This window comes from Streptomyces sp. CNH287 (genome assembly GCF_000424825.1).
In genome coordinates, this window is record NZ_AUKQ01000006.1 from 192,415 (window position 1) to 206,753 (window position 14,339).

General features: G+C 72.0%; 11 protein-coding genes. 3 read left to right on the forward strand and 8 right to left on the reverse strand.

Features of this window, described 5'->3' with window-relative positions; translation table 11 throughout:
- Positions 1–127: 127 nt before the first annotated feature.
- The 6 genes from H299_RS0110245 to H299_RS33265 all read right to left on the reverse strand — a co-directional run bounded on the left by H299_RS0110245 (position 128) and on the right by H299_RS33265 (position 7,907).
- Complete coding sequence (locus H299_RS0110245) at positions 128–475, reverse strand: WhiB family transcriptional regulator (protein WP_027748337.1); 348 nt, start codon at positions 473–475, stop codon at positions 128–130.
- Positions 476–1,033: 558 nt separating this feature from the next.
- The gene (locus H299_RS0110250; protein ID WP_027748338.1) at positions 1,034–1,219 is read right to left on the reverse strand and encodes a hypothetical protein; all 186 of its coding nucleotides are present in this window, start codon (positions 1,217–1,219) and stop codon (positions 1,034–1,036) included.
- Positions 1,220–1,308: 89 nt separating this feature from the next.
- Positions 1,309–2,244 carry an alpha/beta fold hydrolase gene (locus tag H299_RS0110255; protein ID WP_027748339.1) on the reverse strand — a complete coding sequence of 312 codons (936 nt, stop codon included), beginning with the start codon at positions 2,242–2,244 and terminating at the stop codon, positions 1,309–1,311.
- 26 nt (positions 2,245–2,270) lie between these two features.
- Positions 2,271–2,765, reverse strand: a complete 495-nt coding sequence (locus H299_RS0110260; RefSeq protein WP_027748340.1) for a phage holin family protein — start codon at positions 2,763–2,765, stop codon at positions 2,271–2,273.
- Between the two features lie 610 nt (positions 2,766–3,375).
- Positions 3,376–5,337, reverse strand: coding sequence for an acetate--CoA ligase (gene acs / locus H299_RS0110265; RefSeq protein WP_027748341.1), 1,962 nt, complete (start codon positions 5,335–5,337; stop codon positions 3,376–3,378).
- Positions 5,334–7,907 (reverse strand): SulP family inorganic anion transporter, encoded by a 2,574-nt coding sequence (locus tag H299_RS33265; RefSeq protein WP_051262300.1) that lies wholly within the window; start codon positions 7,905–7,907, stop codon positions 5,334–5,336. The genes acs and H299_RS33265 overlap by 4 nt, the downstream gene beginning before the upstream one ends.
- Before the next feature lie 251 nt (positions 7,908–8,158).
- Between H299_RS33265 and H299_RS33270 the strand changes: the two genes are divergently transcribed.
- Positions 8,159–9,463 (forward strand): hypothetical protein, encoded by a 1,305-nt coding sequence (locus tag H299_RS33270; protein ID WP_051262301.1) that lies wholly within the window; start codon positions 8,159–8,161, stop codon positions 9,461–9,463.
- 9 nt (positions 9,464–9,472) lie between these two features.
- On the opposite strand, the gene H299_RS0110280 is transcribed toward H299_RS33270, so the two are convergent.
- Positions 9,473–10,456 (reverse strand): ATP-binding protein, encoded by a 984-nt coding sequence (locus tag H299_RS0110280; protein WP_027748342.1) that lies wholly within the window; start codon positions 10,454–10,456, stop codon positions 9,473–9,475.
- Between the two features lie 105 nt (positions 10,457–10,561).
- Between H299_RS0110280 and H299_RS0110285 the strand changes: the two genes are divergently transcribed.
- Positions 10,562–11,470 (forward strand): Fic family protein, encoded by a 909-nt coding sequence (locus H299_RS0110285; protein WP_051262302.1) that lies wholly within the window; start codon positions 10,562–10,564, stop codon positions 11,468–11,470.
- Between the two features lie 357 nt (positions 11,471–11,827).
- Here the strand turns inward: H299_RS0110285 and H299_RS0110290 are convergent, their stop codons facing one another.
- Positions 11,828–12,667 (reverse strand): HAD family hydrolase, encoded by an 840-nt coding sequence (locus H299_RS0110290; protein WP_027748344.1) that lies wholly within the window; start codon positions 12,665–12,667, stop codon positions 11,828–11,830.
- 461 nt (positions 12,668–13,128) lie between these two features.
- Between H299_RS0110290 and ssd the strand changes: the two genes are divergently transcribed.
- Positions 13,129–14,289 (forward strand): septum site-determining protein Ssd, encoded by a 1,161-nt coding sequence (gene ssd / locus H299_RS33275; RefSeq protein ID WP_027748345.1) that lies wholly within the window; start codon positions 13,129–13,131, stop codon positions 14,287–14,289.
- Positions 14,290–14,339: the final 50 nt, after the last annotated feature.

Sequence of the window (14,339 nt, forward strand, 5' to 3'; positions counted from 1 at the left end):
ATGCGGAGGGTGCCCTGCGCGCTGCCTGGCGGTGCGTGCCTGACCTGCGGACGTGCCCGGCTGTGCGCCGACGAGGCGCCGTGGGAGCACCGACAGGACGAGGCGCCGACGGAGCGCCGCCGCCGTGTCAGCCCGCGGCTACCGCGTAGGTCACACACTCCTCCATCGCGTCGAGTTCCACCGGCAGCACATCGCTGCCGCGTTCGTACTCGGCGCGCGCCGTCTCCAGCAGGCGCCGCCACGACGTGACCGTCGGGCGACGGCGCAGCAACGCTCTTCGTTCACGCTCGGTCATTCCCCCCCAGACGCCGAACTCCACCCGGTTGTCGAGGGCGTCGGCCAGGCACTCCGTCCGCACCGGACACCCGGTGCAGACTGCCTTGGCGCGGTTCTGCGCCGCCCCCTGTACGAATAGTTCGTCCGGATCGGTAGTGCGGCAAGCTGCCTGTGCACTCCAGTCGGTTACCCAGCCCATAGCCGGTGCCGTCCTCTCCCGAATCGAGGCTCCCCCACGGCGGCAATCGGCATATTCACCGTTGCCAGTTGAGGACGTTACGGAAGGAGGGCAGGGTGCAACACCCCCGCGCGGCCCAATCTTGAATGGTCCGAACGGACTATGCGTGCGCGCCAGATCACCCAACGGAGTGACGCGGTGATGAGCAGGGCCTTCTCCACGCGGGGAACAAGGCGGTTTCGCGTTCAACTGTGAGTTCAGTCGGGACCTCAGCGAGTGACGCCATGCGGGCACCGGGAAGAGGGCGCACTCCTGTGGGGGATGCCGTCAGCTTAGGCGCACAACGGCGCCCGTGTCCGGCGAACTCGCGAACCGGGGGTCTCGGGAGCCTGTCGGGTGGTCTCTTGCCGGACGGTCACGCCCTGGCGCGCCCCCTCGGCCTGCGAGCCTGCCTGCTGCCCCGCGTACCCGCGTTTGCCGTCGGTCACCGGCGCTTCGCGTCGGCGCTCCCTCCTCCGCCTTGGCACCCCACACACCGGACCGCGCCCAGCAGTCGGTCCAAGGCCACCCGACGGGCCCTCAGCCGCGCGGGTGCCGCAGCCGCGCGCCGACCCAGCGCGCCCGGCGGCGCAGGATGCGGGGGATGCCCATCTCAGGATGCCGGTGATGTCGGAGGCTGTGCAGATCCGCGCGCCGCGCGGAGAGCCGCCCCCTGAGATCGCTGTGCTCGCGTGCCACGTCACGATAGCCGTGCGTCCAGCCCATACTCCGGACTCTGCCCCCGGGCCAAGGTCGCTAACCGCACCGGACGCCGCGGAACGGTCTATGCGGCAGGCATGTGGCGGACGCGCCGGTCAGCGGTCCGGCTCAGGGTCCCGGAGCCACTCGACCAGTTCTCCGGAGAAGGCCGCCGGGTCCTCCTCGTGCGGGAAGTGCCCGAGCCCGTCGAAGAGCCGCCAGCGGTACGGCGCCTCCACGTACTCCCCGGAACCGGCGGAACTGCGCGTCCGCAGCACGGGGTCGAGCGAGCCGTGCAGATGCAGCGTGGGCACCCGGACCGGCCGCTTCATCCGGCGGTTGAACTGGAAGCCGTCCGGCCGCACCAGCGAGCGCACCAGCCAGCGGTACGGCTCCACCGCGCAGTGCGCCGTCGAGGGGATGCACATCGCCCGCTCGTAGCGGCGCACCGCCGCCTCGTCCACGGCGTGCGGGAGCTTGGGCCCGGACCAGTCGCGGATCAGCCTGCCGACCAGCGCGCCGTCGTCCGCGACGAGCTGGCGCTCCGGCACCCAGGGCCGCTGGAAGCCCCACACGTACGAGCCCGCCGCCGTCTGCCGTACGTCCCCCAGCATCGCGGCGCGCCAGCGGCGCGGGTGCGGCATCGAGCTGACGGCCAGCCGGCGGATCAACTTGGGCCGCATCACGGCCGCCGTCCAGGCGAGGTAGCCGCCCAGGTCGTGGCCGACCAGGGCCGCGTCCGGTTCGCCGAGGGAGCGGATGACACCCGTGACGTCCAGCGCGAGGTTGGCCGGGTCGTAGCCGCGCGGCGTGCGGTCGCTGCCGCCCACGCCGCGCAGGTCCATCGCGACGGCACGGAACCCCGCGTCGGCGAGCGCGGTCAGCTGGTGCCGCCAGGTCCACCAGAACTGCGGGAATCCGTGCAGCAGCAGCACGAGCGGGCCCTCGCCGGCTTCCGCGATGTGGAACAGCGCGCCGTTGGCCGCGACGTCCCGATGCGTCCAGGGGCCGGCGGCGCGTACGACCTCGGCGGGACTGTCGGGGAGTGTCATGCCGTCGAGCCTGTCATATCCCCGGCTCACACGGCGGGCTTGTCCATGTCGACGCCGCGCCGCGGGGAGTCCTCCAGGTGCGCGCCGGAGCCGCCCCGGGGGAGCGCGCCGTTCTGGAGCGCGCGCGGGTGCGGCTTCACCTTCGACAGCACCGCGGCGGTCTCCTTGGCCGAGGCCATCGTCTTCTTCGGCGGCTCGATCCGCTTGAGCACGATCTTCGCCGCCAGCCCCAGCATCCCCGCGAGCACGATGAACGCACCGCCCACGATCAGGAACGACCAGGCGAGCCCGAGCCCCAGGTTGTGGATGCCGTACGCCGCGGCGAAGCTGAGCACCGGCAGCGAGAAGAGGACCAGGACGGCGGCCACGACGAGGGCGCCGCTGCCGATCGCACCCCGCTTCACGTCCTGCTTGATCTCGGCCTTGGCCAGCGCGATCTCGTCGTGCATGAGTGCGGACAGCTCCGTGGTGGCCGCGGCGACCAGCTGGCCGAGGCTGCGGCCGTCGTCGGCTGCGCTCATCGGTGTCTCCTCGTTCGCTAGGTGTCTACTGCGCTGGGTCTGTACTGCGCCGGGTGTCTGCTCTTCCTGTTCCGCTGGCTACCCGTCAGTCAGATGATGCCGGACCATCATCGTCCGTCGTACGCCGGTGGTTGGCCACTTCGGTGGAGCGTCGGTGCCGCACTGCCGTCCGGCCGGGCCGGGGGCGGCGGGGTGCGGGCGGGGAGCGCGGGGGGGCGCGGAGCCATGGGGCAGACGCGCGGGAGCCGCCCGTCCCTGCCTGTCCGCGTCCGCGCCTGTCACCTGTCCGCGCCTGTCCCGGTCGCCGCCGTCGGACGGCGACGCCCGCCTGTCGCGCCGTCAGCCTAGTGCTGCGGCGGGCAGGGTTCACCCCGCGCGGTGCTCTGGCACGGCCACCGGCCGTGTTGTTGCCCGAACGGCCGAGCAGCCCGTTACGAGGCCGCTCGGGCGCCTTGCCGCTGACCGCACCAGGACACCTCGCCGCCGGGCAGCACCGGGCAGACCCTGCCCGACGCGGCACTGGTGAAGAGGCCGCGGGAACGGAGGGAGGGGCACCCGGCCGCAGCCCGGTGCCCCTCCTCCGCCTGCCCGTGTGCGGCGGCCCGCCGCCTCAGTCCTCGCTGGACCCCGGCAGCTTCGCCTGGATCAGGTCCATCACCGAGGAGTCGGTGAGGGTCGTGACATCGCCCAGGGTGCGATTCTCGGCGACGTCGCGCAGCAGGCGCCGCATGATCTTGCCGGAGCGCGTCTTCGGCAGCTCCGCGACGGGCAGAATCCGCTTCGGCTTGGCGATCGGGCCGAGCTGCTTGGCGACGTGCTGCCGCAGCTCCTCGACGAGGCCCTCGGCCGCCACGCCGTCGCCCCGCAGGATGACGAACGCGCAGATCGCCTGCGTGGTCTGCGGGTCGGTGGCGCCGACGACGGCCGCCTCGGCGACCTTGGGGTGCGACACCAGGGACGACTCGACCTCGGTGGTGGAGATGTTGTGCCCCGACACGAGCATCACGTCGTCCACCCGGCCCAGCAGCCAGATGTCGCCGTCCTCGTCCTTCTTGGCGCCGTCGCCCGCGAAGTACTTGCCCTCGAAGCGGCTCCAGTAGGTGTCCAGGAAGCGCTGGTCGTCACCCCAGATGGTGCGCAGCATGGACGGCCACGGCTCGGTGAGCACCAGGTAGCCGCCACCGCCGTCGGGGACCTCGTGCGCTTCGTCGTCCACCACCGTCGCCGAGATGCCGGGCAGCGGCACCTGCGCCGAACCGGGCTTGGCCTCCGTCACGCCCGGCAGGGGGCTGACCATGATGCCGCCGGTCTCCGTCTGCCACCAGGTGTCCACCACGGGCGTACGGTCGGCACCGATGTGGTGGCGGTACCAGATCCACGCCTCCGGGTTGATCGGCTCGCCGACCGAGCCCAGGATGCGCAGCGAGGACAGGTCGAACTTCGCGGGGATGTCGTCGCCCCACTTCATGCAGGCGCGGATCGCCGTCGGCGCGGTGTAGAGCGTCGTGACGCCGTACTTCTGGACGATCTCCCACCAGCGGCCCTTGTGCGGGGAGTCGGGCGTGCCCTCGTAGAGCACCTCCGTCGCGCCGTTGGCCAGGGGGCCGTAGACGATGTAGGAGTGGCCGGTGACCCAGCCGACGTCGGCCGTACACCAGAAGACGTCCGACTCGGGCTTGAGGTCGAAGACGGCGTGGTGCGTGTAGGCGACCTGGGTGAGGTACCCGCCGGTGGTGTGCAGGATGCCCTTGGGCTTACCGGTGGTGCCGGAGGTGTAGAGGATGAAGAGCGGGTGTTCGGCGTCGAAGTCCTGCGGGGTGTGCACCTCGGACTGACGGGCGACCAGCTCGTGCCACCACACGTCGCGGTCCTCGGTCCAGGCGACGTCCTCCTGGCCGGTGCGGCGTACGACCAGGACGCTGCGCACGTGTTCCGTGCCGGGGCGGGTGAGCGCCTCGTCCACGGCGGGCTTGAGCGGGCTCGCGCCGCCCTTGCGGAAGCCGCCGTCGGCCGTGATGACGACGTGGGCGTCCGCGTCCTTGATGCGGGTGGCGAGGGCGTCGGCCGAGAAGCCGCCGAAGACCACCGAGTGCGGGGCGCCGATGCGGGCGCACGCCAGCATCGAGATGACCGCCTCCGGGATCATCGGCAGGTAGATCGCCACCCGGTCGCCCGCGGTGACGCCCAGCTCGGTGAGGGCGTTGGCGGCCTGGGAGACCTCGCGCAGGAGGTCGGCGTAGGTGAGCGTGCGGCTGTCGCCCGGCTCGCCCTCGAAGTGCAGGGCCACCCGGTCGCCCAGGCCCGCCTCGACATGGCGGTCCACGCAGTTGTACGCGACGTTGAGCTTGCCGTCCGCGAACCACTTCGCGAAGGGCGGGTTGGACCAGTCGAGGGTCTCGGTCGGTTCCGTGCCCCAGCTGAGACGGCGCGCCTGTTCGGCCCAGAAACCGAGCCGGTCGGCTTTGGCCTGCTCGTAGGCCGCGGCCTGCACGGTGGCGTGCGCGGCCAGCTCGGCGGGGGGCGCGAAGCGCCGTTCTTCCTTGAGAAGATTGGCCAAGCTCTCGTTACTCACGACTTCTCCCAATCCCGGGTGTCCGATGTCTCCCCGGGGCCTAGCTCATCAGCCCCCGTGCGCTGTGACAAGGGCTGTCGGCAAAATTGGTTTAGACCTGTCGTGGGACTCACGGGTGTGAAGACCGCGGGGGCGCCGCTCTCCGCGCGGTCCAGCACGTACGCCTGGGCCTCGCCGACGTCGAAGTACATCCCGTGCAGTTCCAGGCCGCCCTCGCGCAGGCGGCGGGCCACGCACTCGTGCGCGGCCAGATGCTCCAACTGCTGCACCACGTTGGTCAGGCACAGCAGCTCCGTCGCGTCCGACGCGCGCGTTGCGATCCGGGGGGCGGGGGAGTGCCCTGCGGCGAGCCGCAGCACGCTCGGGCCGCCGTGGCGCAGCCAGCGCACCAGCGGGGTGCCCGCGGGCTGCCCGTACCCGTAACCGTGCCCCTGCCCGGCGTCGCTGCCGCGGTCGCCGCCGGCTGCCGGGGCGGCGCCCGCGAGCGCGACCGTGTCCGTACCCAGGGCCACCGGATCGGCCGCCGCCGCGACCTGGAGCGCCTGCATGGCGTTGCAACCCGAGTGCCCGCACACGGTGATGGACTCCACCTCCAGGATGTCCACCGCGTACTCGATGGCGGCGGCGACCGAGTCGTCCGCCGAGGGCATCGCCCGCGGTGCCGCGGCCGGGCCGGGCCGCTGCTGCTCGGGCAGCGGCACGAAGTTGCCCATGTTCCGCACGGTGAACAAGTCACCCGGGCCGCTGGAGGTGATCATGCTGGTGATCAGCCGGGAGTCCGTACAGGTCAGGAAGAGCTGGGACGGCCGCTGACCCTCCCGCGCCAGCCGCGCCAGCTCGTCCCGTACGAGCGGAGCGGTGGTGCGCTGGAAGTTGCCGACGCCGCTGAGCAACTGGCCGCGGTGGGTGTGCCCGGAGCGGGCACCGGGCGGACGGGTGCACTGGTGGTTGCGCCAGGGCGTCCAGGGCGAGCAGCTGTGGGCGGCGGCCGGCTCGGCGAGCCGCGCCCCGGCGCGGCCGGTCACCTCCACACTGCCGCCGTGCGCCTCGTGCGTGGCCGCCCACTCCTGGATCGTCTCGAACGCCGCGTGGTCCATGAACGAGCCGTCCAGCACCACCGCGGCGCTCACCCCCTCCGGCACCTGGCCCAGCGACCGGCTCAGCCGCGGCACCGCGAGGAACGTCAGCTGGCCGCGCACCCGCACCCGGTGCACTCCCTCCGCCGCCTCGACGGTGATCCGCGTACGGGTGAGCCGGTGCAGCGCCAGCACGACCGCGACCGCGCCTCCGACCGCGACGCCCTCCAGCACGCCGAGCAGCACCACACCGGCCGTCGTCGCCGCGTGGACCACGGCCTCGCGATGCCGGGTCACCGTACGGATATGGGTGAGGCTGACCATCTGGATGCCGACCACCATCACCAGCGCGGCCAGCGCCGCCAGCGGGATCAGCTCCAGCACGGACATCAGCAGCCCGGCGGCGAGCAGCACCCACACGCCGTGCAGGATCGCGGAGTTGCGGCTGACGGCGCCCGCCGCGACGTTGGCAGAGCTGCGCACGGCGACACCGGCCACCGGCAGCCCGCCGAGCCCGCCCGAGACCATGTTGGAGACGCCCAGGCCGCGCAGTTCGCGATCCAGGTCGGAGCGCGGAATCCGGCCGTCCGCCGGATCGTCGCCCGCCTGCCGGGCGGCGACCATCTTGTCCACGGCCACGGCCGACAGCAGTGTCTGGACCCCCGAGACCAGGGTGACCGTCAGCACGGCGGCGCACAGGCCGAGCAGCGGGCCGCTGGGCATGACGGGCAGCGCGTGGCTGCGCCAGGAGGGCAGGTCGACGCGGGAGACCTGGAGCCCGGCGCAGATCGTCACGGCCGTCGCCAGGCCCACGGCCGCGAGTGCAGCCGGGATGCGGCGGGTCACCTCCGCCGTGATCCGGGCGCCCGGGCTGGGGACGGAGCCGGGCGCCGCCACGTCGGCCACCGCGTGCGCGCCACTGGCGCAGCGCCGCCGCAGCAGCGGCCACACCAGCAGCACCGCCACCGTCACCGCGCTCACCGCGATCGCGCCCGGATGCGGGTCGGCGAGCCGGCCGGGCAGCGCGACGACGTTGGCGACGGCGGACTCCTCCGGGGAACTGCCGAGCGCGATGTGCAGCTGGGCCAGGGCGATGGTGACGCCGATCCCGGCCAGCATGCCGTGCACGATCGCCGGGCTCACCGCCAGCGCGGAGCGGGCCACCCGTAGAAATCCCAGGGCGAGTTGGAGCAGCCCGGCACCGATGGTGATGGCGCAGGTGGCGCGCCAGCCGTAGACGTGGATGAGGTCGGCGGTGACCACCGTGAGCCCGGCGGCGGGGCCGCCGATCTGGAGCGGTGAGCCGCCCAGTCGCCCGCCGACGATGCCGCCGACGGCCGCGGCCACCAGCCCCGCCTGGAGCGGTGCGCCGGCGGTGAGCGCGATGCCGAGGGACAGCGGCAGGGCGATGAGAAAGACGGAGAGGGAAGCCGAGAGATCGGCTCCGTGAACGGGAATCCGGGTGGCGGGTCGTGCGGGGGTACGGGCGGACATGGGTCCGTCACCTCCTCCAAGGCTCGTCACTGGGCGTATTGGTTTGGACACTCTCAAGCGCCAGTAAACAAACCGTAACGGAGCGTAAAGACTTGGAGAAGTGCCTGATGGCGAACGGGGCCGAGGTTCCGTCGATCAGGTGAAAAAAGTCCGTGGAACCGCTTGTCATACCGGCTCCTCTTCCTCTGCGTGTGACGTTGATTCGGCATAAAAGCTGCTGGTCATACAAATGACGAGGAAGAGGTGGGTCGATGACAGCCAATCGGCGCCGGGCGGCCGGAACGGCCACCGTGACCGCCCTGGCGGTGCTGCTCGGGGGGTGTGCGAGCGGCTCGGGCGACACCGGTTCGGACCGTGACCGCAAGCCCGCGCGCGACGGTGACAAGGGAAACCGGGTGGCACCCCGCCTCCTGGGCGACGGCTCCACCTCGTACACCGGCAGACAGCCCCATCAGCCCACCCCGGCCAAGCTCCGGCCCGGCCAGAAGCCGCCCCAGTTCGTCGTCTTCTCCTGGGACGGCGCGGGCGAGGACGGCAACGCGCTCTTCTCCCGCTTCCGCGAACTGGGCAAGAAGTACGACGCCTCGATGACGTACTTCCTCAGCGGGATCTACCTGCTCCCGGAGGACGAGCAGCAGCGCTACCTGGCGCCCGGCCGCTCGCCCGGTGCCTCCGACATCGGCTACCTCCGGGGCGAGAACATCCGGGCGACGCTCCGCCAGCTGCGCCAGGCCTGGCTCGACGGCAGCGAGATCGGCACCCACTTCAACGGCCACTTCTGCGGGCCGGAGGGTGTCGGCAGCTGGTCCGCGGAGCAGTGGGAGAGCGAGATCAGCCAGGCCAAGTGGTTCGTCAAGAACTGGAAGACGACCACCGGCTGGAAGGATCTGGAGGCGCTGCCCTTCGACTACGAGAAGGAACTCATCGGCGGCCGGACGCCCTGCCTCGAGGGGCGCGCCAACCTGCTGCCCGCCGCGCGGAAGATGGGCTTCCGCTACGACTCCAGCGGCAACGGCACCCAGGTCTGGCCCGGCAAGGAGGGCGGGATGTGGGACCTGCCGCTCCAGCAGATCCCCATGCCCGGCCGCTCGTTCGAGACGCTGGCGATGGACTACAACTTCCTCGCCAACCAGTCCAAGACCGTCAACGGACCGCCCGCGATGCACCCCGCCTACGAGCGGCAGATGCGCGAGGGCCTCCTCCAGGGCTTCACCCGGGCCTATGAGGGCAACCGGGCACCGATGATCATCGGCAACCACTTCGAGCAGTGGAACGACGGCATCTACATGGACGCCGTCGAGGACGTGATCAAGGAGGTGTGCGGCAAGCAGGACGTGCGCTGCGTCTCGTTCCGGCAGCTGGTCGACTGGCTGGACGAGCAGGACCCGCAGGTTCTGCGCAAGCTGCGCACCCTCCAGGTCGGCGAGAAGCCGGCGCGCGGCTGGCGGACCTTCCTCGACCCGGCCGCGCCGACGGCGCCGAGCGCGCCGGCCGCGTCGACCGGGCCCGCCGTGTCGACCGGGCCCGACGCGTCCGACGCGTCGCGCCCGTCCTGATCCGGCGCGTCAGGCGGGCTGGGGCGAGCGCGCCTCGTGCAGGACGAAGCCCGGGTCCACCTGCGCCGCCAGGTCGGCTCCGGTCTGCGCGTTCCCCCAGCTCTCCGCGTTGCGCAGGTGGAAGTGGACCATCTGCTGCGTGTAGCGGTTCCAGTCGCGCCGCGCGTACGCCGCGTCGGCCGCGTCCTGGAGTGTGCGCAGCGCGCGCAGGTTCGCGCTCTCCAACTCGCCGAAGGGGAGCGGGCGGCCCTTCTCCATGGCCCGCACCCAGTCCGAGTGCCCGAACGTCACCAGCAGGTCGTCGCCGACCTCCGCGCGCAGGAAGGCGAGGTCGTCGGGGGAGTGCACCTTGTTGCCGACGACCCGCAGGGCGACGCCGAAGTCCCGCGCGTACTCCTTGTACTGGCGGTAGACCGCGACGCCCTTCCTGGTCGGTTCGGCGACCAGGAACGTCATGTCGAAGCGGGTGAACATCCCGGAGGCGAAGGAGTCGCTGCCCGCCGTCATGTCGACGACGACGAACTCGTGCCGCCCGTCCACGAGATGGTTGAGGCACAGCTCCACCGCGCCCACCTTGGAGTGGTAGCAGGCGACGCCCAGATCGGACTCGGTGAACGGGCCGGTCGCCAGCAGCCGGACGTCACCGCCCTCCAGCGGCACGGTACGGGCGCAGGCGTCGTAGACGGGATTGTCCTCGTCGATGCGGAGGAGCCGGGAGCCCTCGCCCGGCGGGGTGGTCTTGATCATGGTCTCGGCGGAGGTGACCCGGGGGTTGGCGCCGCGCAGATAGTCCTTGATCAGCGGAAGTCTGGCTCCCAGCGCGGGGAGCGCGGCGGCCTCGGCCTCGTCCAGGCCCAGGGCGGCGCCGAGATGCTGGTTGATGTCAGCGTCGACCGCGATCAGGGGGACCTGCTGGGCGGCGAGCCGGCGGATGAACAGTGAGGACAGCGTGGTCTTGCCGCTGCCGCCCTTGCCTACGAAAGCGATCTTCATGTTCGTCAGCGTAGTCATGCGGGCGCGGAGGGTGGCGAAGCGGAGTGAAGAAGACCACTCGATCGAGGGGCTTGCGCGCCTGGGCGGATGCGTAGGGTCATACGCATGAGCAACCCCGCCGGCCCCGCCGAACCCCTCGGTCCCGCAGGCTCCTCCGCGCCCGCCGATCCGCTGGCACCGCTGGCTGCTCTGCCCGGCGTGTCCGAGGCGGTGGAAAGCGTGCGCAAGTCCGTGGACCGCGTCTACGGTCACCGCGTGATGCGGCGGCGCAGCAGCGAGGTCACCGCGGAGGCGGCCCTGCGCGGCGCCCGCGCCTCGGCCGCGCTGGACGGCGCGGACTGGGAGTTGGAGGAGGTCCGGCGCCGCAGCGACTTCGGCGCCGAGGACGCGGCCCGTACGGTCGGCGCGGCGCTGCGGGTGACCGCCGAAAGCGGCCAACTCCTGGACGTGTGGCGGCAGTCGCCGCTGCGCGTGCTGGCCAGGCTGCACCTGGTGGCGGCGGGCGGTGGCGGCGCGCTCGCGGACTCGGTGGGTCGCCCCCGGCTCGCGGGCGAGACGGTGAGCGATGAGCTGGTGAGCGGTGAGGTGGCGAGTGCTGAGGCGGCGAGCGGCCAAGCCGTCGCGCTGCCGTCGGCCGAGGAGGTCTCGGCGCGGCTGGACGCGCTCTCGCGCCTGGTGGTGGCCGGCTCCACCGCGCCCGCGCTGGTGCTCGCGGCGATCGTGCACGCAGAGCTGGCGGTGCTGCGGCCCTTCGTCTCGCACAACGGGGTGGTGGCCCGTGCGGCGGAGCGGATCGTCCTGGTGGGCAGCGGTCTGGACCCGAAGTCGGTGTGCCCGGCCGAGGTCGGTCACGCGGAGCCGGGCGGCGAGGCGTACGCGCGTGCGCTGGCGAGCTACGCCTCGGGGGCGCCGGAGGGGGTGGCGGAGTGGATCGCGCACTGCGGCCGCGCGGTGGAGCTGGGCGCGCGGGAGAGCACCGCGGTGTGCGAGGCGATGCAGCGCGGAGCGGCGTAGCGCACCACTCGGCGGGCCGTGCGTGAGCCGCCGACCGCGGCACGCGGGGGCGTGCCCTCACGAGGTTGCGGCGGCACCGCTCCTGACGCGGTACCGCCGCTGGCATGGCCACCGGGTTACCAGTGCGTGCACGAAATATCGTCCATCAGGTCGGGACTTCGCCCGTCACCTGGTGCGACTGGCCCGAATCGCGGGTCGGCTGCGCGTGGGTTCCCGGTATTCATGCTTTCCGGTCCGTGGGCCTGGTGCGTGAAACAGGATCCTCTCGGATGCCGCTGGTCTCGCGGGCCGTTGATTCCTTTGTACCCCGATGAGGGGGCGAGCGGAACCCCTCGTCGGAGAACTTTACTTTTCGCGTCAAATGACTCCAAAGCGGGCGCGGCGTCTGCTCGCGTACCAGACCAGTCCCGCCGTGGCCGCCGCCGCCGTCACCGCCGCCGCGGCGACGGTCAGCGCCGGGCGCGAGGGCATGGACAGGGACGGCAGCCGCTGCTTGAGCCGCACCGGCCGGGAGAAGGAGAGTACCGGCCAGTCGCGGGCGAGCGCCTCCCGGCGCAGCGCCCGTCCGGGGTTCACCGCGTGCGGATGACCGACCGCCTCCAGCATCGGCAGGTCGGTCGCCGAGTCGCTGTACGCGTAGCAGCGGCTCAGGTCGTATCCCTCGGAGCGGGCCAGCTCCTTGACGGCGTCCGCCTTGGCGGGGCCGTAGGCGTAGTAGTCGACTTCGCCGGTGAAGACGCCGTCCTCGACCACCATCCGCGTGGCCACCACGCGGTCGGCGCCGATCAACTGGCCGATCGGCTCGACGACCTCCGCGCCGGAGGTCGAGACGATCACGACGTCCCGGCCGGCGAGATGATGCTCCTCGATGAGGGCGGCGGCCTCGTCGTAGATGATCGGGTCGATCAGGTCATGGATGGTCTCGGCGACGATCTCCCGCACCTGCTGGACGTTCCAGCCTTTGCAGAGCGCGGAGAGGTACTCGCGCATGCGCTCCATCTGGTCGTGATCCGCGCCGCCGAGCAGAAACACGAACTGGGCGTAGGCGGTACGGAGTACGGCCCGGCGATTGATCAGGCCACCATGGTAGAAGGACTTACTGAAGGTGAGCGTGCTCGACTTCGCAATGACCGTCTTGTCCAGGTCGAAGAAGGCAGCCGTACGGGGCAGCGACTGGATTTCCACAACTGCGAGCATAGGCGCCCACCATTCGGCGTAAGCTAGGGCGCGGTGGTTTGCTTGAGAAGGCTCTCGGGTACACCATGGAAGTCACGGATCGTTCGCGACCGTGCTAACCCGGCCCGACTCCTCCCCCCCCCGAGTCGGCCGTGGGGACGACCCCCGCTCTCCCCCCCGGCGGGGGTCGTCGCATGTCCGGACGCCTTTTGGCTCTTGAGTCGGCACTCCCCTCCCTTCCGCGGCCGCACCTGGCCGCGTCGCGCCGGGCCGCTGGGACCAGTAAATACGTAACTGGGCGTAATCAGCGGGCTGCTCTCCGGAAGTCACCGGTATGAGCTAGCAAGTTATCCACAACTGCTGAGTTGTCCACGGATTTCGACCATGATCCCCAAGTTTTTCCGGTTCGCCGCATCGTGATTTCCGGCGGTGTCCGCAGGAGTTTGCGGAGCCGGTATCCGAAGCGTGAAGGGGGTTGGAGCGTGGCCGAAACCATCTTGATTGTCACGGAGGACGAGCGGCTCCTCGACGACCTGCTGCGGTTGTGTGCGGCAGCGGGCGCCGAGGCGGAAGTGGCGCATGGCGCGCCGGTGGACCGGGTGGAGTGGGCCCGGTGGGGTGGCGCGGCCTCCTGGGAGCGTTCGCCACTGGTGCTGGTGGGCGACGACTGCGCCGGCGTCTCGTCGGGCCTCGGCCAGGGCGGTGGCCGTCCGCCGGCCACCCGGCGGCGGTCCGGGGTGCTGCTGGTCGGCCGGAATCCGGACGACTCCGGTGTGTGGGAGCGCGGTGCCGGGATCGGGGCGGAGGGCGTGGTGGTGCTGCCCGATGCGGAGAGCTGGCTGACGGGCCGGATCGCCGACGCGGCCGAGGGCCTCGGAGATCCCGCGCTGACCGTCGGCGTGCTCGGCGGCCGTGGCGGTGCCGGGGCCTCCACCCTCGCCTGCGCCCTGGCCGTCACTGCGGCACACCAGGGGCGGCGCACGATCCTGATCGACGGTGACCCGCTGGGCGGCGGCCTCGACGTCCTGCTCGGCGCAGAGCGGACGGAGGGACTGCGATGGCCGGCGTTCGCGGAGTCGCGGGGCCGGGTGGGCGGCGCCGCGCTCGAGGAATCGCTCCCGAGGTCGCACGACTTGAGCGTGCTCAGCTGGGACCGTGGCGATTCCGTGCTGATCCCGGGCGAGGCCATGAGGTCCGTGCTGGGCGCGGCCCGGCGCCGCGGCGGCGTGGTCGTGGTGGATCTGCCCCGCCGGATGGACGAGGCGGTGGCCGAGGCGCTCGCGCAGCTCGACCTCGGGCTGCTGGTGGTGCCCGCCGAACTGCGCGCGGTGGCGGCGGCGCACCGGGTGGCCTCCAGCGCCCGGATGGTCCTGCGCGATCTGCGCGCGGTGGTCCGTACGCCGGGTGTGCGCGAGGGCCGAGGCGCCCGCGGGTACGGCCCGGGGCTCGACGAGTACGAGGTGTCCGCCCTGCTGGGGCTGAGTCTCGCTGGTGAACTGCCGTGGGAGCCAGGTCTGTTGGAAGCCGTCGAGCGCGGCCGGCCGCCAGGGTCCGAGGAGGGGGGCGCGCTGGCGCGCTTCTGCCGCGAGTTCTGGGACCGCTCACTGGCCGGCGGCGTCGCAGGCGGAGGTGTCGCCGCGTGAGTGGCGCGCAGGCGGGCGACGTGGGCCGGGCAAGCAGGGCCGTCGACAGG